The sequence below is a fragment of the Sporofaciens sp. JLR.KK001 genome (assembly GCF_036941055.1).
GTDB lineage: Bacteria > Bacillota > Clostridia > Lachnospirales > Lachnospiraceae > Sporofaciens.
This window is the reverse complement of record NZ_JAYMNO010000001.1, coordinates 2,969,948-2,994,815: the sequence shown is the minus strand read 5'-3', so window position 1 is coordinate 2,994,815 and position 24,868 is coordinate 2,969,948. Positions and strand designations below refer to the sequence as shown.

At 41.1% G+C, this 24,868-nt stretch carries 18 protein-coding genes and 2 pseudogenes; 19 read left to right on the top strand and 1 reads right to left on the bottom strand.

The window, feature by feature from the left end:
• Window positions 1-45 precede the first annotated feature (45 nt).
• Both VSQ62_RS15460 and VSQ62_RS15455 read left to right on the top strand, forming a co-directional pair.
• Entirely contained in the window at window positions 46-252 is a 207-nt protein-coding gene (locus VSQ62_RS15460; RefSeq protein ID WP_334637676.1) for an alpha/beta-type small acid-soluble spore protein, read from the top strand.
• 467 nt (window positions 253-719) lie between these two features.
• Window positions 720-1,274: pseudogene (locus VSQ62_RS15455) on the top strand (D-alanyl-D-alanine carboxypeptidase family protein); the annotation flags it as partial.
• Window positions 1,275-1,359: 85 nt separating this feature from the next.
• On the opposite strand, the gene VSQ62_RS15450 reads toward VSQ62_RS15455, so the two are convergent.
• On the bottom strand, window positions 1,360-4,536 hold the full coding sequence (locus tag VSQ62_RS15450; protein ID WP_334635716.1) for an ATP-binding protein: 3,177 nt from the start codon (window positions 4,534-4,536) through the stop codon (window positions 1,360-1,362).
• Window positions 4,537-4,701: 165 nt separating this feature from the next.
• Between VSQ62_RS15450 and VSQ62_RS15445 the strand changes: the two genes are divergently transcribed.
• The 17 genes and pseudogenes from VSQ62_RS15445 (at window position 4,702) to VSQ62_RS15365 (ending at window position 24,820) form a co-directional block, all read left to right on the top strand.
• Window positions 4,702-4,908, top strand: coding sequence for a hypothetical protein (locus tag VSQ62_RS15445; protein WP_334635715.1), 207 nt, complete (start codon window positions 4,702-4,704; stop codon window positions 4,906-4,908).
• Between the two features lie 28 nt (window positions 4,909-4,936).
• Entirely contained in the window at window positions 4,937-6,568 is a 1,632-nt protein-coding gene (locus VSQ62_RS15440) for a recombinase family protein (RefSeq protein WP_334635714.1), read from the top strand.
• 158 nt (window positions 6,569-6,726) lie between these two features.
• Window positions 6,727-7,551 (top strand): annotated as a pseudogene (locus VSQ62_RS15435) (D-alanyl-D-alanine carboxypeptidase family protein); the annotation flags it as partial.
• A 571-nt stretch (window positions 7,552-8,122) separates the two neighbouring features.
• Window positions 8,123-8,629, top strand: a complete 507-nt coding sequence (gene loaP, locus VSQ62_RS15430; protein ID WP_334635713.1) for an antiterminator LoaP — start codon at window positions 8,123-8,125, stop codon at window positions 8,627-8,629.
• Window positions 8,630-8,833: 204 nt separating this feature from the next.
• Entirely contained in the window at window positions 8,834-9,373 is a 540-nt protein-coding gene (gene loaP, locus VSQ62_RS15425) for an antiterminator LoaP (RefSeq protein ID WP_334635712.1), read from the top strand.
• A 49-nt stretch (window positions 9,374-9,422) separates the two neighbouring features.
• Complete coding sequence (locus VSQ62_RS15420; protein ID WP_334635711.1) at window positions 9,423-10,664, top strand: DegT/DnrJ/EryC1/StrS family aminotransferase; 1,242 nt, start codon at window positions 9,423-9,425, stop codon at window positions 10,662-10,664.
• Window positions 10,654-11,340, top strand: coding sequence for a sugar transferase (locus VSQ62_RS15415; RefSeq protein ID WP_334635710.1), 687 nt, complete (start codon window positions 10,654-10,656; stop codon window positions 11,338-11,340). Before VSQ62_RS15420 ends, VSQ62_RS15415 begins: the two co-directional genes overlap by 11 nt.
• 31 nt (window positions 11,341-11,371) lie before the next feature.
• Window positions 11,372-12,685 (top strand): nucleotide sugar dehydrogenase, encoded by a 1,314-nt coding sequence (locus VSQ62_RS15410; RefSeq protein ID WP_334635709.1) that lies wholly within the window; start codon window positions 11,372-11,374, stop codon window positions 12,683-12,685.
• A 34-nt stretch (window positions 12,686-12,719) separates the two neighbouring features.
• A complete protein-coding gene (locus VSQ62_RS15405; RefSeq protein WP_334635708.1) occupies window positions 12,720-13,694 on the top strand; it encodes an SDR family oxidoreductase in 975 nt (324 codons plus the stop codon).
• A gap of 19 nt (window positions 13,695-13,713) precedes the next feature.
• The gene (locus tag VSQ62_RS15400; RefSeq protein WP_334635707.1) at window positions 13,714-14,775 is read left to right on the top strand and encodes a glycosyltransferase family 2 protein; all 1,062 of its coding nucleotides are present in this window, start codon (window positions 13,714-13,716) and stop codon (window positions 14,773-14,775) included.
• Between the two features lie 22 nt (window positions 14,776-14,797).
• Entirely contained in the window at window positions 14,798-16,003 is a 1,206-nt protein-coding gene (locus VSQ62_RS15395; protein WP_334635706.1) for a TolB family protein, read from the top strand.
• A gap of 15 nt (window positions 16,004-16,018) precedes the next feature.
• Window positions 16,019-16,999: a glycosyltransferase family 2 protein gene (locus VSQ62_RS15390; protein WP_334635705.1), complete on the top strand. Its 981-nt coding sequence runs from the start codon at window positions 16,019-16,021 to the stop codon at window positions 16,997-16,999.
• 11 nt (window positions 17,000-17,010) lie between these two features.
• Complete coding sequence (locus VSQ62_RS15385; RefSeq protein ID WP_334635704.1) at window positions 17,011-18,135, top strand: glycosyltransferase; 1,125 nt, start codon at window positions 17,011-17,013, stop codon at window positions 18,133-18,135.
• A 16-nt stretch (window positions 18,136-18,151) separates the two neighbouring features.
• Window positions 18,152-20,704, top strand: a complete 2,553-nt coding sequence (locus tag VSQ62_RS15380) for a glycosyltransferase (RefSeq protein ID WP_334635703.1) — start codon at window positions 18,152-18,154, stop codon at window positions 20,702-20,704.
• Between the two features lie 21 nt (window positions 20,705-20,725).
• The gene (locus VSQ62_RS15375) at window positions 20,726-22,261 is read left to right on the top strand and encodes a lipopolysaccharide biosynthesis protein (RefSeq protein WP_334635702.1); all 1,536 of its coding nucleotides are present in this window, start codon (window positions 20,726-20,728) and stop codon (window positions 22,259-22,261) included.
• Between the two features lie 15 nt (window positions 22,262-22,276).
• Window positions 22,277-23,752: an MBOAT family O-acyltransferase gene (locus VSQ62_RS15370; RefSeq protein WP_334635701.1), complete on the top strand. Its 1,476-nt coding sequence runs from the start codon at window positions 22,277-22,279 to the stop codon at window positions 23,750-23,752.
• A gap of 12 nt (window positions 23,753-23,764) precedes the next feature.
• Window positions 23,765-24,820, top strand: coding sequence for a hypothetical protein (locus VSQ62_RS15365; protein ID WP_334635700.1), 1,056 nt, complete (start codon window positions 23,765-23,767; stop codon window positions 24,818-24,820).
• Window positions 24,821-24,868: the final 48 nt, after the last annotated feature.

The following is a 24,868-nucleotide window of genomic DNA, read 5'->3' as shown; positions in this document are numbered from 1 at the left end:
TACCAAAAAGAAAGGTACAATTCAAGTTACAAAAAGGAGGAGACAATTATGACAAGTTCATCAAACAGAGCAGCCGTACCAGAGGCTAAGGGAGCATTAGACAAGTTCAAATATGAGGTGGCAAACGAGTTGGGAGTACCGCTTACAGATGGTTACAACGGCGACCTGACTTCCAGACAGAACGGTTCTGTCGGCGGTTATATGGTTAAGAAGATGATCGAGCAGCAGGAAAAGCAGATGGCTGGCAAATAACAGCGGATCTTTCGGATCACTGCAGGAAGTCTTAACAGGCTTTTGAATGAAATTGGGGCAAATGGGTTTTCGAACCTGTCTGTCCCAAATTTCATGTATGGATCTTGTACTGGATTTGTGGGAGAATATGTAAAAAATTGTCAATATAAGTAGCACGGTTTTTCAATAAAATCAGACAAATTGTTGCGGTATCCGATAAAAAGTGTTATGATATTTACAGAGTTACATGAGAGAATTTTCGAAGAAGAAAAATGCGAATGCTTCTGATGGGGTGTTCTTTCCCATTCATCAAACGGAACTACATAATAAGCATTCCGTTTTCTACATAACCCGGGCAGGGGGACATTTCTATGAGAGCAGGCTGCGACGCCTGTTCTTTTTCAGTTGGGTACACCTCAATTGGTATATTTTACAATGATTCATATTACAATAGTAATAATAATAACAGACTAACAAGGAGCCAGTGTATGAAAAAAATTGTGGCAGTTTTATGCAGCGTCCTGTTATGTGTGCAGCCGGTGTACGCGATGCAGGTGCGGGAGCCGATTCTGTATACGGATACAGGGACGCAGGAACAGGAAGATGCGGATGCGCGGGAAGAAGAGGAAACACAGGGGGAGGCAAACGTACAGGAGGAAGCAGAGACAGGTACGCAGGAGGAAGCGGACGCGCAGGAGGAAACCGGGGAAGCGGAAGAACCAACAGGAGACGGGAGCGCAGGGAGCTTGGCGGTAAGCGCGCCGTCTGCGGTTTTGATGGAAGCCTCTACTGGGCAGGTGATCTATGATAAGGATGCGGATACCAAGCGGCCCCCGGCAAGCGTTACGAAGATTATGACGCTGCTGCTGATCTTCGATGCGCTAAAGGACGGGAAGATCAAGCTGGAGGATCAGGTTACTACGTCAGAGTATGCGGCGTCGATGGGAGGCTCACAGGTGTTTTTAGAGCCGGGGGAGGTGCAGACAGTTGATACGCTTATTAAGTGTATCTCTGTGGCGAGCGCCAATGACGCATGTGCGGCGTATAATAAAAGTAGAATAGAGGATATCAGATATGGGAAAAGTATCTAAGGGGGAATCTGTTGAGATAACAGGTTCCCCCGGTTTCTTATCGTTCTTTCAGCCAATAACCCATGCGCTCGATCAACTGTGGGATATTCAGCGGTTTGGCGATATGCCCGTTCATTCCCGATTCATGGCTTGCCGTCATGTCCTCCACGGAAGCATTGGCGGACAGGGCGATGATAGGGATGGTTGCGGCATCGGCGCGCGGAAGCTTACGGATCGCGCGTGTGGCGTCGAAACCGTTCATTACGGGCATCTGTATATCCATAAGGATCATATCATAATATCCTGCGGGCATCTCCGCGAAGCGCTGAAGGCCTTTTCTGCCGTCTGCGGCACATTCTACCATCGCATCAAGCTCGCCTATCAGTTCCATGGCAATCTCCTGATTAAGTTCGTTGTCTTCCACAAGAAGAATCCTGCGTCCGTAAAAAGAGACGCCGGCAGGTGTGTCGGATGTCTCAGACGGCAGACTGTCGGATATCTCAGACGAAGCCTGGAGCCTTAGGATTACGGTTACGGTAATCTGACTTCCTTCTCCGAATCTGCTCTTCACACTGATCGTTCCGCCCATCATGCGGGCAATGTTCTGGGCGATCGTCATACCCAGGCCGACTCCGTCGATCCGGCTGACATTAGGATCGTCTGCACGGCTGAAAGGTTCGAAAATATGCTGAATGAATTCTTCCTCTATGCCGATCCCGCTGTCACGGAAAACGAAATTGTAAGAGCTGCAGCCATGCTCGTTTGACTCATGCTCGGTTACGGATATCTCAAGTGTGCCGCCGACGAGGGTATAGTTGACTGAATTCCATAATATATTCATGATCATCTGCTGCAGGCGCATCCGGTCTCCGAGAATCTCTTCGTGCACCACCTGCATAGGGTTGACCTTAAGCGTAAGGTTCTTCGCGCGGACGTCGGGGAGAACGGCTTCGCTGATCTCCTGCATCAGATCCGACAGGCAGAATGCTTCGGCTTCCAGCTTAAAATTCCCGGACTCGATCTGGCTGATATCGAGAATCTCATTAAGCGTCGAGAGAAGCTGCTGGCTGGATAAAGACGCCTTGCTGAGACAATCCTGTACCCGGATGTGATCTTCCAGATGGTCAGACGCGATCTTAAGCATGCCGATAATGCCGTTCATCGGAGTCCGTACATTATGGCTCATACAAGAGAGGAAGTTCCGTTTGGATGCATTGGCCTGGTCGGCGGCTTCGCATGCTGCCTGTAGGGCCTGCTGTTCCCGCATCTCCTTGCGCTTACTCTCCGTTACGTCCTGTGCGGCATAGACGATGGAGCGTGCCTTGCCGTCTGCGTCTGTCTGAGACAGTACGGCCGTGCTGCGGATCCAACCGTATTCTTCCGGCCTTGTCACAGGCTGTTCCGGGAGCTTGCGGTATGCAAGGGTTACATAAGGGTTCTTCCGGCTAAGCTTCTTCTTAAGATTCTGAGTGCTGAGAACCTTAAGATATTCTTCGCGGTCGTCTGGATGGACGAAGGCCTCGGCATAGATTCGAAGACCGGTCTCATAGTCGACTTCATTGTCCAGAGCCTTCTTGACTTCAGGAAGCTGCTGTGTTACGCTGCGGAAAAAATCCTGCTCCAGATCCGCATAATAGGTCGCGAAGAACATGCCGCTTAAGGAACGGATAATGTCGGCCTGTTCCTGTTCGCCTTTCAGGCGAATCTCTTCTTCAAGCTTTTCCCGGGTAATGTCCCGACCCAGGATATTGACGGACATCCGATTCCCCTGACGGGCGTAGATCACATGCTGTTCCATCCATCGCAGAGAGGTTCCCAGGATGCGGTATTGACAGATCTCTTCGGAATAGTCTCTAGTATCGGCCGCCTTCTGATACAGATGCTCCGGACTCATGACCTTCTGGAAGATGTGCGCATCCTCGGGATTAACGGTTGTTTCCAGCAGATTATGAAAATACTGATGATAATTGCCGGAAAAACTGTTCTGCATCTTGCTGTCTTCATTGATCCAGACCCGCTCACACTGGCCGTTCTCCAGATAAACGGTAGTCATGACACTGTAACGGGACTTAAGGATCGCCGCAAGCTGCATATCTCTGAGCGTAAGGGTATGTTCCTGGCGCACACGCTTGTCTACATTCTGCAGCGCCAGGATCGTGTAATTCTTGGTGCCGTGGTTCTGGCCGAAGTAAGCGATCACTGCCATATAGCGGTATTCGTGATCTTCTTCTCCGCGCCACTGGCAGAGCATATCCGCTTTCTCAACGGAAGTGTCCTTGGTCTGGCGCAGGCCGTCCAAAGAGAAGCTGTGACAGAATTTGTCCCTGTCTGTGGGATGAATCTGCTTGAGCAGACGGGAACTCATGATCTCGTTCCACTGTACAGTCCAGGATTTCCAGCCGGTATGAGTATGTCCATTCTCACGGACAAGGTTCGCCTCCCCTGTATCCAGATCGATTCCGTATATTCCGAAGTTCTGTTCACCCAGGGTTCGGATGACTTCCTGAACGCGCAGGCTGGCATCATCAAGCTCCAGGCTCTCCTGCAGGATGTCGTGTACATCCTTGACGTATAGGAAAACGAACAGGTCTTCGCTTGCCGGATCGGGGTCTGGAACAACTTCCATCAGATTCCAGCGGTAATCATCGCCGGAGCGTCTGCGGTAACAGCAGCTTAAGGATTTCTTGCCGGACTTTAAGGCGCTTATCATATGCTCCGGGCGGGTAAAGGAGATAAAATTATTCATATCGTCCGGGTGGATGCCGCCATTGTAGATGAACTGACCAAGCCAGCTCGAGAAGATGTCTGTTCCATAACCGAATGCCCGGTCTTCCGGGTTGATCTTCACTACTTCATAGCGGTCTTCTGAGAGATTGACCCGGAGAATCTTGTGATAGGTATTGCTGATGGACTGCGTATGCGGCGCCACCATGATGATAAACGCGGGAATCTTATCCTCCCACAGTGTCCGAACGGCTATGATATCGACCATCTCTCCGAATATATTGTTGTAGTTGATAGTCTGGTTCTCTTGCTTGTCCCCAATAGTCAGGAGCGGGCAGTTCGCGCAGGAGTGGCTGCCGAGCTTCTGGCAGGGCATTCCCTTTTTAATATGGGGAGCCACCTCGCGTACCCGTTCATTATAATGTAATATAGTATGATCGTCCTCACGGATAATGAAGATTCCGGTAGACGGGATCGAGCGCAGTATTTTCTCATATTCTTTGATATTCACGGTTCCACCTTCGTTCTTAGCATTTCTTACATTATAACATATTCTGATGTAATTACCAGATATTCCTGTGGTTTGGTTTGCAGGTTTCTTGACGGAAAAGTAATTAAGGAAGGTGTACTGAGCATAGATTAATAAAAATGGGTTGCTGAGTCAGGAGAGAAGCTGGTGTGCGGCAAAAATGACGCAAAAAAGGATTGCCTGTGCCAAGAGAGAGGTTGGTGTGCGCAAAATGTGCAAAATGTACAAAAAGAGACGGAAAAAGGACCGCAGGAAAAAGGAACAAAGGCGGGAATTGTGAAGACCGCGCGGGTGATATATGGGACGAAGACGCTGGTTTCGTGCATGGAAGCTGTTATGAGGCTGCATGATTAGACCGGCGCGAACGGGAGGGAGAGAGGTTATGGAGGAGAAGACAAAAGCAGCACTGTATCTTCGGCTGTCAAAGGAGGACAAAGATAAGCTGACGAAGGGAGACGACAGCGCCAGCATCCAGAATCAGAGGCTTCTGCTGACAGACTATGCGCTTGCACATGACTGCCAGATCGTAGATGTCTATTCTGATGACGATGAGAGCGGGCTTTTTGACACGAGGCCGGAATTCGAGAGAATGCTGACGGATGCGAAGCTTGGCAGATTCAACGTTGTGATCGCCAAATCGCAGTCCAGATTCTCCCGCAACCTGGAGCATATTGAGAGATATCTGCATCATGATTTTCCCAATCTCGGCATCCGGTTTATCGGGGTGGTTGACGGGGCGGATACCGCCGATTCCAACAATAAGAAATCGCGGCAGATCAATGGGCTGGTGAATGAATGGTACTGTGAGGACTTATCTAAGAATATTAGGAGCGCATTTCGGGCAAAGATGAGAAACGGCCAGTATCTCGGCGCATCCTGTCCGTACGGATATGTGAAGGATCCCAAAGACCGCAACCATCTGGTGGAGGATGCGTACGCGGCAGACGTTGTACGAAGAATCTATAAGCTCTATCTTAAAGGATATGGGAAAGCAAGGATCGCGAAGCTTTTGACAGGGGAGGGCGTGCTGATCCCCACTCTGTATAAGAGGAAGATCCTTGGTATCAACTACCGGAATGCTCATGAGTGCGAGACTACCGGAAGATGGTCGTATCAGACCATACATACCATATTGAACAATGAAGTATATATCGGGAGCGTCGTGCAGAATAAGTATCGGAATATCTCCTACAAGGATAAGAAGCATATCAGACAGCCAAAGGAACAATGGATCAGGGTTGAGGATATGCATGAGGCGATCATCGATCAGGATACGTTCAGAAAGGTACAGGAGAGGCAGAAACTCCGTACGAAGCAGGTAAACGGCGGAGGGGAGATATCGATATTTGCCGGGGTACTGATCTGTGCGGATTGTAAACATGCTATGGTGAAGACATATGAGCGCAGAGGAAGCCGCAGGTTCAAGGGATATTGCTGTAAGACATATAAGACGCAGGGAAAGGACTGCTGCCGAAGCCATGCGGTCAACTATGAAGGGCTGTGCCGCGCCGTGCTGCGTTCCCTTAAGGAGGAAGCAGAAAGGATCCTGACTCCGAAGGATATCACGTATCTGGAGCAGGTAAGAGCTGAGTGTGAAAAAGGAAGTAAAAAGGATTATGAGGCCCGGCTTCAAGGTATGGAAAGAGAGCTAAGGCGCAGGGAAGTATATAAGCGTAAGACCTATCAGAATTATATGGATGAACTGATCTCAAAGGAAGAGTATTTGTCCTATGTCAGAGAATTCGAGAGGGATATTGCCGATCTGAAGGAAAATTACAGAAATATGAAGGAACAGGATTCGGAGCGTAAATGTGCGGATATGAAAGAAGATGACTGGCTTAAGAGGTTTGAAAATTATATTGGAGTGGAGGAGCTTACGAGGGAGATAGTCGTGGAACTGATTGAAAAAATAGAAGTCAATGAGGACGGGTCGGTGAATATATATTACAAATTCCGGCCGCCCAACCGAACCGCTGTCTATGAAAATAAAACAGGCGAGGGCACAAAGTCTTGATTAAAACCAACCAAACAGTGTGCCCTTTTGGGAAGGAGATTTAAATTAATTGTATTATACTATATAATCGGTGTGATGTAAAGCTTATTTGTGTATTTTCTTAAAATTTTTTGATTATTTTATCAATATATTGTATGCGTCTGGTTATTTGTGTGGCGTTAAAAATAGTCGGTCTACTTTATGGAAACGACGCATGTGTGGCAATGGCAGAACATATCTGCGGCAATGAGGAAGAGTTTGTGGCGCAGATGAACCAGAGGGCGCAGGGGCTTGGAATGGCCAATACACAATTTATAAACTGTAACGGGCTGGATGCGGACGGTCATCTGACTACGGCGAGGGATATTGCACTGATGTCAAGGGAGCTGATCACCAAGTATCCGCAGATCCATGATTACTGTACAATCTGGATGGAAAATATCACCCATACGACCAAGAAGGGTTCGTCGGAGTTCGGGCTGTCCAACACGAATAAGCTGATTCGGCAGTATGAATATGCGACAGGGCTTAAGACGGGGTCGACCAGCAAGGCGAAGTTCTGTGTATCGGCAACGGCGAAGAAGGATGATACAGAGCTGATTGCAGTCATTATGGCAGCGGAAGACAGCAAGGCTCGTGTCAGGGATGCGATTGCTCTCTGTAATTATGGTTTCGGGAAATGTAATAAGTACCAGGAGGATGCGGTAAAACCGATAAAACCTGTGAAGATCGCAAGAGGTGTGAAGGGAAATGTCGAAGCGGCGCAGAAGGAGCCATTTACATATATCGACACCACAGGGGCGGATCTGAAAGGAATGAAGCGGAAGGTAGTTATGAAGAAGAAGCTGGAGGCGCCTGTCAAAAAGGGAGATAAGATCGGGGAGGCGATATATTATCTGAACGATTCGGAGGTCGGACGACGGGATGTCGTGGCTGAGGAGTCGGTCGGGAAGATCAGTTACCAGAGCGCGCTGGTGGATGCGGCTGAAGGGTGGATGCTCTGAAAAGTGAGCAGATGAATGATAAGGGAAGACCAGGGGGCTGGGTGCAGACTTCTGGTCTTTAAACTGAAAGTTGATATAGAAAATTCTAATAGCTTAGCAATGTAATGAAGTACTATACTTCATTACAAAATGATAATCGGCCCCTATTTTATAAGGAGTCGATTTTTTTGACTAGAATTTTGACGGCGCATAATTCAATTTCTCAGCAGCAAAATAGCATATCATCTAATAATGAATCCCTCGGAATTTTGACCAGAATTTTGACGGCGATGAAATGAAAATCTCTTTAAATTTTTCTGTTTTGGTTGGACAGGCAATAACTTTATCCCCAATTTGCATATTTTTTTGTGAAAAAACTTCCAGAAATGCTATTAGAAACCTTCGCATAATCCCCCAAATTGTTGACAAATGCTTTTTTGCATGGTAATATAACGTAGAAAAATGAATTTCATACATATTTTTCTTTATAAAAAATGTAATGAAGTATAGTACTTCATTACATTTTTGAAAAGCAATTAAGAGTAAAATTGCAGGCAGTCAACAAGAAGCCGGAAGGATAAGGAGCACAGATATGTGGTGTGTTGTACAGGTCCGACAGGGCGAAGAAGAGAGTGTCCGGCGGCAATGCCAGGAGAAGCTGTCTTCTGACCTGGTCAAGAATTGTTATGTTTTCTACTATGAAGAGAAGAAGCATATTCGGGGAGAGTGGGTTATACAGGAGAAGCCTTTGTTCCCGGGATATGTTTTTATGGTCACGGATGAGGCTGACAGATTGAGCGATGAGCTGGTCCGTATCAAGGGGAGGACGAAGCTTCTGGAAACGGCGGATAAAGCAGTCCCGCTATCGGATTCGGAAGTGGAATTTCTGAAGACTTTTGGCGGAAAAGAACAGACTATAGAAATGTCAGAGGGTGTGATCGAACGGTCAAAAGTAAAGATTTATTCCGGTCCCCTGGTAGGAAAAGAAAGATATATATGTAAGATCGATCGCCATAAGCGTCGAGCATTTTTAGAGTTGCCAATGCTTGGAGAGAGGCGGCGGGTGCAGGTGGGATTGGAGATCGTATCGAAGACTTAGGATTACTATAGAGAAATTCTCGCAGCATGGGCACGAGGGTTTGAGGAAAGTATGACATATCCGGCGTCTGGGAAATGAATGAAAGTACCAGACGGCACTGTGGCAGTGGGGCATTTCCCATGGGCACGGATGGCGAAGCATGCTCTTTTAAGGGGGAATGCTTTTCTTTATGCGCGGATATGCAGATAAAGTTGGAGGATGGCTGTGTATTATGTGATACAGGTTGCATCGGGGATGGAAGAACGGGCGGAGGAACAGATCAATGTGGTGGTTGACCGGAAACTGTATGACCGCTGTTTTCACCCGATGCGTCATATGAAAAAGAAGCTGCGGGGAGAGTGGAGAGAGCTGCATGAGAAGCTGCTCCCCGGGTATGTATTTGTTGTGAGCGATTCCGTTAAGGAGTTGTATCAGGAGCTTAAGCATGTGCCGGCATTTACAAGAATGCTGGGGAAGGATGCTGAGCAGTTCATTCCACTTTCCAAGGAGGAAGTAGAATGGCTGACGCGGATCATGCGGACGGCGGGGGATGGAATGGAAGTGGGTCTGTCCCAGGTGTCAGTATCGGAGGATGATGTGATCACCATACTGTCTGGACCGCTTAAAAGCATGGAAGGATATATCAGGAAGATCGATCTTCACAGGCGGATCGCGAAGGTTGAGGTTGAATTTATGAACCGGAAGACGGTGATACATCTTGGGATTGAGATGGTGGGGAAGAAGAGAGAGACCATGGCGGGATAGCCGTAGGCGGCAACCGCACAGTTGGAAATAGATAGGAGGGAAGCGTGATATGGAGAAGAGAGAGATTCCGTTTTCGCCGCCGGATATTACAGATCTGGAGATAGCGGAAGTGATACGGACGCTCAAAAGCGGATGGATCACCACAGGACCCAGGACGAAGGAATTTGAAAGGAAGATCGCCGCGTATTGCGGGACGAAGCGGGCGGCGGCGCTGAATTCGGCTACGGCATGTATGGAGGCAGTCTTAAGGTTCTTAGGCGTGGGCGAAGGGGATGAAGTTATCACATCCGCCTATACATATACGGCATCGGCAAGCCCGGTATGTCATGTGGGGGCAAGGCTTGTGCTGGTAGATGTGGCGCGCGGCAGCTATGAGATGGACTATGACGCGCTGGAACAGGCGATCACGGAGAAGACGAAGGTGATCATTCCGGTGGATCTCGGAGGGGTGATCTGTGATTATCAGAGGATCTTCGAGATCGTGGAGAGAAAGAGGACGTTGTTCCGTCCAGAAAATGAGATTCAGGAAGCGATAGGACGAATTGTTGTAGCCGCGGATAGTGCGCACGCGTTCGGCTCGAAGAGGAAGATTAACAGAGAGTGGGAAATGTGCGGGAATATCGCAGATTTTACCAGCTTTTCTTTTCATGCGGTAAAGAATCTTACGACTGCCGAGGGCGGGGCGATCACATGGAGAACCATTGATGGAGTGGATGATGACTGGGTCTATCGGGAGTTTATGCTGATGTCGCTTCATGGACAGTCAAAGGACGCGTTGGCGAAGACGAAGCTTGGAGCCTGGGAATATGATATCGTGGAACCGGCTTATAAGTGGAATATGACGGATATCATGGCGGCGATCGGGATAAGGCAGATGCAGAGGTATCCGGAGATATTGGCGAAGAGGAGGAGGATCATCAGACGGTATGATTCGGCGTTCCGACCGTTGGGAGCGAAGGTACTGGAGCATTCTGAAAACGGACAGGCATCATGCGGACATCTGTATTTGATACGGATTCCAGGAATATCGGAAGAGATAAGAAATCGTATGATCCGTGAACTTGCCGGGCAGGGTGTGGCGTCGAATGTGCATTATAAACCGTTGCCGATGATGACGGCTTATAAGAAGATGGGATTCGATATCAAGGATTATCCGAATGCGTTTCGGCAGTATGAGAATGAGATCACGCTGCCGCTGCATACTTGTCTGGAAAATGAAGACGTGGAGTATGTTGTCAGAATGGTGACGAAAGTTTTGAGGGAATGCGAGAACATGAGTTATGCAGTTTAGAGATTGGGATGATATTCCAGAGTTCATGCAGAATGAAGCGGTAAGAAAATATTATGATATTTTGCAGAAAAGACGTTTTAGTTTGGTGCTAAAACGTTTTTTTGATATTGTTTTATCTATTTTTATGATCATTATTTTTATTCCGGTATTTCTGGTCATATCTGTCTGGATCAAGACGGACAGTGAAGGTCCTGTCTTCTACAAGCAGGAGAGGATAACGCAATATGGGAAAATATTCCGTATCTTCAAGTTCAGGACAATGGTAATAAATGCGGATAAGATCGGTACGTTGGTTACCGCACAGAATGATATAAGAATTACAAAAGTAGGCAGAAAGATAAGAAAAATCAGGTTGGATGAGATCCCTCAGTTATTCAATATATTGACCGGTGACATGAGCTTTGTCGGAACCAGGCCGGAGGTAAAAAAATATGTTGACGTGTATACAGATGAAATGAAAGCAACGCTGCTTTTGCCGGCAGGGGTGACATCCATGGCAAGCATAGCATATAAGGATGAAGACAATGTGCTGAAAGCTGCGGTTGATGTAGATGAAGTATACAGAAAAGAAATACTTCCCCAAAAAATGGATTGGAATCTGGATGAGATAAGGAAATTCAGCCTGTTTCATGAGATAAAAATCATGTTAAAGACAGTAATAAGTGTATTTTCGTAAAATTTTAAAGTGATAAAGGAGTACAGACAGCATGGGGTTATATGAACGGATCATCGGAAAAGAAGAAAAAGTTGCATTAGTAGGATTAGGATATGTAGGAATGCCGATCGCAGTTGCATTTGCAAAGAAAATAGACGTAATTGGTTTCGATCTGAATAAGGAAAAAGTTAATTTGTATAAAAATGGCATTGACCCGACAAAGGAAGTGGGAGACAAGGTAATTGGAGACACCACTGTTATGTTTACCAGTGACGAAAATGATCTTGACAAAGCGAAGTTCTTCATTGTTGCCGTACCTACGCCGGTAAATGATGACCATACTCCAGATCTTACGCCGGTAGAGGGAGCAAGTCAGATCGTAGGAAGACACTTGTCTTCTGGAAGCGTCGTAGTATTCGAGTCTACGGTTTATCCGGGCGTAACGGAGGAGATCTGTGTCCCGATCTTGGAGCGGGAGTCAGGGCTTGTCTGCGGAAAAGATTTTAAAGTGGGGTATTCGCCGGAGAGGATCAATCCGGGTGATAAGATTCACAGGTTGGAGACGATCACGAAGATTGTATCGGGAATGGATGATGAGACATTAGATGCGGTTGCGAAGGTCTATGAACTGGTGGTGGACGCAGGAGTACACCGTGCCGAGAGCATCCGGGTAGCGGAAGCGGCTAAGGTCATTGAGAACAGCCAGAGGGATATCAATATTGCATTTATGAATGAATTGTCGATCATCTTCAACAAGATGGGCATTGATACAAAAGCAGTATTAGAGGCAGCCGGTACGAAATGGAATTTCCTGAATTTCCGTCCCGGACTGGTCGGCGGACACTGCATTGGTGTGGATCCGTACTATCTGACTTATAAGGCGGAAGAATTGGGTTATCATAGCCAGATCATATTGAGCGGGCGGCGTATTAATGATGATATGGGGAAATATGTGGCGGAAAATCTGGTAAAGAACCTTATCAGGGCAGACAAGAGAGTCCGGGATGCAAGGGTTGCGCTGTTGGGATTTACATTCAAAGAGAATTGCCCGGATACACGGAATACACGTGTGATCGATATTGTGAATGAGCTGAGGGAATATGGGATCCATCCGCTCATTGCGGATCCGGTAGCTGACGCAGAAGAAGCAAAGCGGGAATATGATATTGCGTTTACTGATTTCGGATCGATCCACGATATGGACGCGGTGATCATTGCAGTGGCGCACGATGAGTTCCTTGGAATGTCTAAGAAAAGCCTTTCAGGATTATATAAAGACGGAGAAAGGAAGGTCTTGTTAGACATCAAGGGAGTGCTGGATAAAAAGGAATATGGAGAAGACGGATATCTGTATTGGAGATTCTAGTACATCAAGAAACATTGAAAAGGAGATAGGAAATATGAGTTATCAGCAGTTAAAATTCCCGGAGGATTCTTTATTCCTTGTCACAGGAGGCGCCGGGTTCATAGGGTCAAACCTCTGTGAGGCGATACTTTCTAAGGGATATCGGGTGCGTTGCCTGGATGATCTCTCTACCGGGAAAGAGAAGAATATCGAGATGTTTATGGATCATCCGAATTATGAATTCATCAAGGGCGATATCAAAGACCTTGAAACTTGCAAAAAAGCGTGCGAAGGGGCAGATTATGTCCTGCATCAGGCGGCTTGGGGAAGTGTCCCGAGAAGTATCGAGATGCCCTTATTTTATGCGGATAACAATATTATAGGTACGGTAAATATGCTGGAGGTTGCTAGATTATCCGATGTAAAGAAATTCGTATACGCTTCTTCAAGTTCTGTGTATGGTGACGAGCCGAATCTGCCTAAGAAAGAAGGAAGAGAAGGAAATCTTCTCTCGCCGTATGCGTTAACAAAGCGTGCGGATGAGGAATTTGCACGTATGTATACAAAATTCTATGGTCTGGAGACTTTTGGAATGAGGTATTTTAATGTATTCGGACGCCGTCAGGATCCAGACGGCGCTTATGCGGCGGTTATCCCTAAGTTTTTGAAATTACTGCTGAATGATAAGGCGCCGACGATTCATGGAGACGGCAGACAGTCAAGGGATTTCACATATATCGATAATGTGATCGAAGCAAATCTAAGGGCTTGCCTTGCACCGAAAAGGGCGGCAGGAGAAGCTTATAATATTGCGTTCGGTGCAAGAGAATATCTCATTGACATTTACTATGGCCTGACTGAAGCATTGGGAAAGGATATAGAACCTGAGTTTGGACCGGAGAGGGCAGGGGATATCCGGCACAGCAACGCTGATATCTCTAAGGCAAGGGAACTTCTGGGTTACGATCCGGAATATAGCTTTGAAGAAGGAATCAAGCTTGCGATCGACTGGTATCGGGAGAATCTATAGACATACAGAGGAGAAAGCCATGAGTCAGGGACAGATACAGCCGTTTGTGACGGCAATGATCGTAGTGCGGAATGAAGAACGCTATATAGGGGCGGCTGTCACATCATTCCTAGAGCAGAACTATCCAAAAGAAAGCTTTGAACTGCTGATCATTGACGGCAATTCCGAAGACGGAACAGTTCAGTCAGCAAAACATGCCGTAGAAATATATGAAAAAGAACATGGGACAGTACAGGTCCGTTATCTTAAGAATCCCAGAAGACTTCTTGCATCAGGGTGGAATATCGGTATAAAAGCTGCCAAAGGAGAGTACGTGGTCCGTATTGACGCCCATGCACAGGCTGCCCCCGATCTGATAAGAAGATGTGTACAGATTCTTAACGATAAGCCCGACGTAGTCTGTGCAGGAGGCCGGATTGCGACAGAAACACTGACGGAAAAGGGGAAGCTGATCGCAGATGTATTGTCCTCGCCTTTTGGAGTCGGGAACGCCAGATTCCGTTATGCGGAAGAATCCGGTTATGTCGATACGGTTGCGTACGGAGTGTATAGGAAATCTATTTTTGAGAAAGCAGGATATTTTAATGAAGAATTCATGCGGAATCAGGATAATGATATGCATGGACGTATTAAAAGATGCGGAGGAAAATTCTATCTGGAAACATCTGTTACGAGCACATACCATGCCCGTGAAAACGTAAAGGGAATGATGAAACAGGCATTCGGTAATGGGAAATGGGGGATCATAGGGTGGAAGAAAAGTGAGAGCAGAGAAGGGATATCTTTGCGTCATATGATTCCGCTCTTTTTTGTATTGGCAAATATTTTTCTGATTGCTGCAGGTGTTTTGTGTGAGGTCTTCCGGTGGATGCTGTTGGCGATGTACTTGCTGTATTTTGGAGCTGCAGTTTATTTTGCCTTGAAAAAAACGAAGAATATAGGGAGAATCTTGAAGACGTGCGGGTGTTATTGGATATTGCATGTTAGTTATGGGGCGGGGGCTTTGGCAGAGATATTCGGTATAAAAGGTAAGGAAATAAGATATGAGTGCGATTCGGTTGTTGGCAAAAAAGCTAACTAGATTTCCCAGGTTAAAACGTACTATGAAGAATGTATATGCATTTACGGGAAATATATTAAGCGATAAAAAAACAGAAATGCCTGGGTTGGTACAGATTAGTTCGAATGGAAGAGATCATAATTTTGGATATTATGACAAATCGCCTTGGAGTAAAGATCAGAAATATATGATTTATCTTGCTCCAGAGAATGCAGGGAAGGAATATGTGTCGCAGAAGAGCACCCCAATTATATTGTATGATCGTATGAGTGGCGAGGAGACGATTTTAGCAAGAACTCATGTCTGGAACTCTCAGCAGGGATGTATGCTCCAATGGCTTGGACCGGACTTTTCATCCAGGATCCTTTTTAATGATTTTCGCGAGGGAAGATATTGCAGTGTTGTTTATAATTTGGAAAACGGAACAGAGACCGTCTTGCAAAGACCAGTCTATACGGTTTCAGCAGATGGGAAGATAGCAATTACTCTTGATTTTTCCAGATTGAATACTTTTCGTCCAGGATATGGATATTCTAACTTAAAAGATTCAACTTCGCATGAGATGTATCCTGATATGCCGTGTATGTGGAAATTAGATATAGAGAATAACACGGTTGAAGAATTACCGTTTACCTATAAGACACTTTCCGAGTGGAAACCGCAGGAGTCAATGAAAAGCGGATATCATAAAGTAAATCATATCATGTTGAATCCTTCTGCAACACGGTTTATGTTTATCCACCGATGGATCGTGGACGGGGTGACGTATCATCGTCTGATAACCTGTGATATTAACGGAAATGAAATGTATCTATTATTAGACGACGGCATGGTATCTCATAATAATTGGAAAAATGATAAAACAATTATTTCTTATTGCTATTCTGTGAATGACGGCGATGCATATCATGTGCTTCATGATATGTCGCAAGAAAGAGAAGTAATAGGAAAGAATATATTAACGATTGATGGACATCCTTCCTATTCTCCAGACGGAAAGTATATCATTACAGATACATATCCCGATTGGAAACGGAAACAACATTTATTTTTAATCAGGGTTTCGGATGGAAGAATTAAGAAGATTGGAAGTATATACTCAAATATTCGATATTTGAATGAAACTCGCTGTGATCTGCATCCTAGATGGAATTATGATTCAAAAGAGATCTGTTTTGATGGAGCAGAGGGAGAATACAGACAGGTATATGTTCTAAAAGTAGATGAAAATTTCTTCAAAAGGTTGTAAAGGAGCAATTGATATATGCAAGAAAAAGTTTCTGTCATTGTACCTATATATAATGTCGAACCTTACTTAAAACGTTGTGTAGATTCATTAATAAAGCAAAAGTATAAGAATATTGAAATTTTATTGATAGATGATTGTTCTGCAGATGGAAGTTCTGTTATAGCAAAGAAGTATGCGAAAGATTATCCTCATATTTGCCGGTTTATTCAACGAGATACAAATGGAGGATTGTCGGCAGCGAGGAATACAGGGATAGAGGCGTCTACGGGGGAATGGCTTGCGTTTGTCGACAGCGATGATTGGGTAACAGACAATTATATATCTCTAATGTATACGGTTGCTATACAGGATTCGTCAGATATAGTGACCTGTGACAGCTTTTATATGGCTTATGAATCAGGAAAAGTGGAGGAAGTGCATTCGATACAAGATATTTCGACAACTTCTTCTCACAGAGAAAAGATTGCATATTTGCGGTTTTTCGCATGCTCACGTTTGATTAAAAAAGAATTATTCATTAAGAAGAAAATAGAGTTTCCAGAAAATATTTGGCGGTGTGAAGATATATCTACGATTATACCTTTGTATACTATGACAGAAAAAATTTCCGTTATTAAATCACCGACTTATTATTATTTTCAAAGGAAAACATCTTTATCAAATCAAAATGGTAAGAATATCGATGTCGGTTTTTATCCAATGACAATCGAACGAATGATAAAATTATCAGCTAGTGGTTTTGAAAAAGAATTAGAATTTCGGGCAATTTCGGAGCTTATGTATGGGATGACAATGATTATGATTCGTTCAGGAAGAAAAAAGAAGGATTTTAGACAACATATAAAATGGTTTAATAAGGAATATCCTGGTTGGTGTGAGAACAAATATTTATCCAAATTGCCAAAGGGGAAGCAAATTTTTATATATTGTGCAAATAAAGATTGGTATTATGCTATTAGGTTGTTGATATATGTGTGGGATAAAATAAGACGATAGAGGTATTTTAAATGAAAACAAAAAGTATTGCTATTGTTAGAAAATATAGTGGTTATGGGGGGATTGAACGTCAAATTGAAAATATAATGTTTGGATTAAATAAAAAGGGATGGAAAGTACTTCTTATATCGGACAAGGTCTCTCCTTTGACCCAAAAATGTGTTGAACAGGGAGTTGAAATAGTAATTATCCATTTGGAAAATACAATTAAAGCTGCAAGAGAGATAATAAAACAGTGTAAAATTAAAGATATTCAGATTATTCAATCGCATATGCTAAAAGAAAGTTTTTTATGCGGTTTTGTGAAATTATTCAATCCTCAAATAAAACACGTATTTAGAGTACATACATATATTGATTGTTCACATATCTCCAGATTAAAGAAGAATGTATACCATGCAGCAGCCAAGATAATAAGTCCATTCATAGATCAATATCTTCCGATAAATGAATATAATGAGAGGGAGATGGCATTTAGGACGCGTCTTTCAAAACAAAAAATTCAAGTAATTCATGATGCTGTCAGATTTCAGATGAAGAATGAATATCCACACTGCGATTTCAAAAATAATAAGATAGCAATGGTTGCCAATTTTGTTGATTTTAAAGGTCATGATGTTTTACTTGACGGTCTTAAAATTTTGCGTGACAAAGGATATAAGATCGAAGCTTATCTGGTGGGAGGTGTTCCTGGAAAGGGCACTGATTCTGAGGATTTTACGAGATTGAATATTGTTCAAGATACTATAAGAAAATATAGATTAGAAAATATGGTGGTAATTTGCGGGTATTCTTCAAATATACCAGAAGCTATAAAAGAATGCGGAATATTAGTTTTGCCGTCTGATGCCGAAGGGACTCCTAATGTTTTGCTAGAAGCAATGATACTAAGAAAAATTGTGGTTGCATCAAAAGTAGGAGGTGTACCAGAATTTGTAAAAGATGGGGAAACAGGGTTTTTACATGAATCTAAAAATGCAGAAGATTTTGCGAATACTATAATACGTGTTTACCATTTTACAGAAAGTCAGTTAGATGCCATTGCAGAAAAAGCAGTGAAACTAGTTGAATCTGAATATTGTTTAGAAGGACTTATTATGAGATTGATAAAAGTATATGAAAGTTTATTATTGTAAAATGAGGTGAAATGATATGGAAGGGAAAATATTTAAGTGTGCAGAAAGATGTACAGCGATATTTTTTTATATCAGCGCTATACAGATGATGATATCGACAGGAGTATCAAATTATTCTTTTTACAATATTCAAATTTTTATTGTTTTGGCAGGAATATTTTGTCTGGGTGTATTCTTATATTTATTATTTACTAAAAAAATATTATTTTATATTCAAAAAGGTTTTATACTATTTTTATTTGCATTATTTTTGTCTATAATTTCTACCGTTAAATATATCGTTTCACTCGCAAAATGTCAGGGAATTACTTTCTTTACGGTATATCAGATAGTCATTTTTTCAATATATGGATTTTGTGTCTATATTTTTATATCAGAAAAGAAGGAACGCCTTGCAACAGTATCATTTTTGATCTGCAGTATTGAATCTATTTTGATCTTGTGTTTTCATAATAAATTTATGCTTGATCTTGGAATATATAGATTTTTAGGAATTTATGATAATCCTAATATTCAAGGGCTTTTTGCTGTAATATGCAGTATGTTATCTATCTATTTGATCTCAATAAATTATGGTTTCAGGATAATATCTATATTAAATTTTTCTTTATACTTATCTGTGATTGTTCTTACATATTCAAGAACATGTATGGCTGCATGGGGCGTTGGCATATGTATATTTGGAATATTCGGATCTGCATATTTAAAAACAAAGAGTTGGAGGAAAAAAGGGTGGAATTTTGTGAGAATTATTTTCTTTTCAATATTACTCTATAATATACTTCTTCCAACTGAAACAGATAAACTTCAGTCTGCTATTATTGGAACTGGAAGGGCAGAAGATCAAGTAAAACAAGAAGCGAAAAATGAACCAAAGGTAAATGAGAAAGATGGTTCAAATGAAGAGAATATAATAACAGAACCGATTGTCCCGAGTGAGACGGATGTGCAGATGGAGGATAGTGAAAAGAAAAAAGAATCATCGACAAGCTTGTCAAATGAGGAAACAAGAAAGGAAATATCTAAGCGTTTTTCGCTTTCAAGTGAAAATGGCAGTTCTATTATTCATAATTTGCGTTTTCAAATCTGGATGGAGTATCTACTTCATGTGTCTGACTACTATTTGTTAGGGACAGATTATACATTAACTGACCGGCCTCAAATAAATGGAGAAATTCGGGATCCGCATAATACGATTTTGTATACATTTTTTCGTTATGGTATTTTGGGTGTGACTTTATTAGTTGTTTTACTTGCAGCAATTGGTGTTAAGTTATTGATTAAAAAGAGTAAAACGGGAAGTCAGGTGGCTTTGTTAAGCTGTTTTTGTTCCATATGTATGATTTCGATATTTAATGATCTGTTAAATACTCCAATTTATTTTTTTGTTTTAGGAATTACTTATCTCATAATGCATGATGAGGAAAAATTAGAACAGAATATGAAACCGCTGCGTGTACTGCAAGTATTTTCCTCTTTGAATAGAGGAGGAGCGGAATCGCGTACGATGGATATTTATAGAAGAATAGAAAAGGATAAAATACAATTTGACTTTGCAGTAACATCTCCTGAAGTAGAAAATCACTTTTTTCATGACGAGATCATAGCGTTAGGCGGGAAAATACATGAGATTAAATCCTGGAAAAAAATTGGAATTGTAGAGTATTTTAAACAATGGAAATATATATTAATAGAAAATAATTACAAAATAGTACATGCACATGTGGGATTAGAAGCGGGTATCATATTGTATTTTTCTTGGTTAAATGATATTGAGAAAAGGATTGCGCATGCCAGAGATTCAGGAGTTTATGATGTTTCACGTAGGAGAAGACATTATCTGTATTTTGCCCGTATATTGACAAATATTTTTTCCACAGTCAAAATCTATTGCAGTACGGAGGCGGCGGATCATGTATTTGGAGAAAGGGTATATAGTAAAAAGAATTCTTACTTTTTACCGAATGCAATAGATTTAGAGTTATATAAATATATGAGCGACAAACATATTTTAGAAAAAAAGAAAGAGTTAAATTTAGATAAATTTACTTATATAATAGGGACTGTTGGGAATGGGAGAACAGTAAAAAACCATATTTTTTTGGTGAAGGTATTTCATAAATTCTTAAAACTTGAATCAAATAGTGCATTGATCATAATAGGAAATGACGAACAAGATACAGAAGCAAAACAATATGTCAGAGAGCAGGGGATCGAAGAAGCCGTATATTTTCTAGGAGTACGGACAGATATCTCAGAGTTATTGCATACGCTGAATGTATTTGTGCTGCCTTCTCTTACGGAAGGAGCTCCAGGAAGTGTGATCGAGGCACAAGCGGCAAATATTCCTTGTATTTTATCAGATACGATCACACGTTCTGTTGATGTAGAGAGTGGACTGGTGAAATACCTTTCGTTGGATGCTCCTTTAGAAGAATGGGCAGAGCAACTATTATATAGTTGCCAAATGAGACGTCCGAATAATGATATGACTATACAAAAATTAACTGATTGTGGATATGATATAAATTATTCAGTAGAAAAGTTAATGAATATATATGGTATTTGAATCTATGTGAGGGAAAAGAAGATGTCAAGGACTTCTAAATCAATTCTAAATATTATTACGGCAATTCTAGGACAAATATTTATTATTCTCATAGGATTTATTTCTAGAAAAATCTTTATATTGTATTTGGATGCAGAATATCTAGGTCTTAATGGACTTTTTTCAAGTATTTTAACGGTTCTTTCACTCACAGAATTAGGGTTAGGACCAGCAATGATTTTTAGCTTGTATAAGCCTCTTGCAGAAAACGATATTTCAATTTGTAAAGCGTTAATGAGATTATATCGAAAAGCATATTTGATCATAGGTTCTATAGTATTAGTAGTTGGATGGTGTATTACACCTTTTATCAAATATCTGATCAAGGATATACCTGAGAATATATCTGGAATCCATTATATATATATCATGTTTGTATTAAATGCAGCAATATCATATTTTTATTCTTATAAGAGGTCGTTGATCACTGCGAGTCAAAATCAGTACCAGATCAATGCTGTTCATACAGCTGTATATTTTTGTATGAATATATTACAGATAATAGTATTGCTGTTAACGCATAATTATTATTGTTTTCTCGGGATTCAGATATTATCTACTTTTGCAGAGAATATAGTTTTATCAGTAAGAGTAGATAAAAGATTTCCATGGATGAAAGATAAGAAAGGGTATAATGAAATACCGGCTCAAACACGAAATGAAATAATACGTAATGTTAAAGCAATGATATTTCATAGATTTGGAGGGATTGTTACAGATGCTATTGATAATATTCTGATTTCAAAATTTTTCGGATTACTTTTTCTGGGTCTCTATTCTAACTATTTAGTGATATTTAGTGCGATCAAAAGTGTTTTACAAACTTTCTTTTCAAGTATTACGGCAAGTGTAGGAGATTTTGGGATACAAAAAAGTTCTGAGGAATCTTATAGCCTATATAGAAAAATTCAGTTTTTCAATTTTTGGTTAGTATCATTCTGTACAATTTGTCTATTTGTTTTGACTAATCCTTTTGTAGAAATCTTTTGGTTGGGAAAGGAATATTTAATATCTGGAGAAATATTAAATGTTGTTCTTCTCAATTTTTATTTTGAAAATATGAGGCGTACGATCTTGACATTTAAAGAGGCATTCGGATTGCCGTGGCATGATCGTTTTAAACCGTTAATAGGTGCAATCGTAAATTTGCTTTTTTCTACTATATTAGCAATAAAGTGGGGAGTAATAGGGGTTTTTATAGGAACAACGATCACATTATTAGGTGTTAATGTATGGATTGAAGCATACGTAGTATTCAAATATGTGTTTCATAAATCTTTTTTGAGCTTCTTAAAGGAGTATGTGTTTCAAGCAATGTTGTTTGGGATAACGCTTTTATGTACTTTGTGGATTTGTAACTTGTTATCTTTTCAACCATTTTTAAATTTTGTTTTTAGAGGAATAATTTGTTTATTTTTTCCTAATGTGATATATTGGATCATATATCGTCAATCGAAAGAGTTTAAGTATATAATTTCATTAGTTAATAAATATTTTATGCCTGCTAAAAGATTGTAATAGAAAGAGGAGTATATGCTATATAATTCTTATGTTTTTATACTTGCATTCTTGCCAATAGTACTAATTGGTTATTATACATTTAATTATTTTCATTATTATAAAAGAGCAACGATGTGGTTATGTTTGGCATCGTTGTTTTTTTATGGTTTTTTCAACTGGTCTTATTTACCGATCATTTTATTAAGTATTGCGATAAATTTTACACTTAGCCGATTGATTTGTCCTAAAAAACGAGTGGGGGGGGGTATTATTTTATCGGACTTTGTGCGTAAAGTTTTAATGATAATTGGTTTGGTGTGTAACTTTGGTGCATTGTTTTACTTCAAATATTACGATTTTTTGGTAAGTAATATTAATAGTTTATTTGGAACGGACTTTGTATTTTTGAATTTGCTTTTACCACTAGGTATTAGTTTTTTTACTTTTCAACAAGTGTCGTATATTTTGGATTGTTATCATGGAGGTGTTCCTTTTTATTCTTTGTCGGAATATGCATTGTTTGTAACGTTTTTTCCACAGCTTATTGCCGGACCTATTGTCTTGCATAATGAAATGATCCCTCAATTTATGGATTTACAAAATCGAAAATTTCAAGCTGATAATTTTGCAAAAGGACTAATGGCATTTGGTTTTGGATTAGCTAAAAAAGTTCTTCTGGCAGATACGTTTGCTAAAGCTGTTGATGTGGGATTTTCTGATGTAGAAGCTTTAGGAACCGTAAATGCTCTAATTGTTATGTTATGTTACACGTTTCAGATATATTTTGATTTTTCAGGCTATTGTGATATGGCGACAGGAATTGGAAAGTTTTTCAATATAGATATACCAATGAATTTTAATTCTCCTTATCGGGCTAAGACAATTACGGAATTTTGGGGTTGTTGGCACATGACGCTGACGCGGTTCTTTACTACATATGTCTATATTCCGCTAGGAGGAAATCGCAAAGGAAAGTTAAGGACATATTTTAACGTTATGATCGTTTTTTTTGTCAGTGGTATCTGGCATGGAGCGAACTGGACATTTATTTTGTGGGGAATCATGCATGGAGCTGCTTCGGTTGTGACACGAATTTTTAAGAAACAAATTGCAGAATGGCATCCGGCTTTTTCGTGGTTATGTACTTTTTCATTTGTGAATGTTGCGTGGATATTTTTCCGAGCAGATAGTATCTCGCAGGCAGTTACTTTTCTGCGGCAGATTTATAATCTGAATATTGTGCCTATAATGGACGGAATTACAGATGTTTTTGTGTTGCCGGAATTCAGATGGCTGTTAGAAATTATAGGAAAAGGCGGATATGACTACTTATTATGGGTAGGTTTCATCATATTTGGACTATTTGCATGTCTGCAAATGAAAAATACAAATGAGCGGCTTGATACCTTCAGAGCTGCAGGTATTACTGCATTTGTGTCAGGATTACTGACAGCTTGGGCAATTATATCGCTATCTGGCGTCAGCGTATTTTTATACTGGAATTTTTAGGAGGAAATGCTGATGAATTCTTCAAAAAAGTTTATTGTTGTTTATGGTTTTACGGTAGGATACGGTATTATTACTGTGGCTTTACTAATATTTTTGATCGATCCTTTTTTTCATTATCATATGCCTTGGTTTGGTCTGCAGCCTGTTGTCAATAATGAGATTTATCAGAACCCAGGATTGGCAGAACACGCTTCTTATGATTCGATTATCATTGGTTCATCTATGACAGAGAATTTTAATACAGAATGGTTTGATGAAGCATATGATATTCATACATTGAAATTAAGCTATGCAGGTGCAAGCGCTGAGAATCTACGAGTTGCTGTTGATTATGCACAGAATGCAAAAGAATCAGAATTGAAGTATGTTTTTGGGTGTCTGGATATGTCGATTCTTAAATCGGATGCTGATACTCCCCGACACCCTTTACCCGATTATTTGTATGATAATCGTTTCTATAAAGATGTTTATTATCTTTTGAATAAAGATGTTCTCTTTCAAAATGTAAGAAGGGTGTTGGAAGAAAATAAAAAAGGAACAATGAAGCCGATCGGTGAAGCTTATAGTTGGTATGGGGAATATAAAAATAGTTTTTCTAAGGAGAATGTATTGCAATTAATAGACATACCGGATAGCTTTTTAGAAGTAGAACAGCAGAAAGCTGTGATATTAGATGAGACAATTTGTTCTGTGAAAAAAGTTAAAGAGTTTATTGAAAAATATCCGGAAACTACTTTTCAGTTTTTCTATTCACCGTATAGTGTTGCATATTGGTACAATAGTTATGTAAGCGGTTCGTTTCTTCAAGATATGGAAAATCTGGAATATTCTATGAAGGAATTATTAAAGTGTGAGAATCTGCAATTATATTTCCCGTCAGATTATGAGATGATAACTGATCTGGAAAGTTATAAAGATTTGCAACATTATGACATGGATATTCAATATCAGATATTTGAAGAGATGAAAAACGAAGAGAATATGTTGACATCAGACAATTACCAAGAGTATATGAATGAATTTCGTGATATGATCATGGAATGTGATTTTGAAAAAATATTTTCTTAGAGGATACAGTGCGTGCTTGGATCATGTTCGGCTGCTTGCTCCTGCACA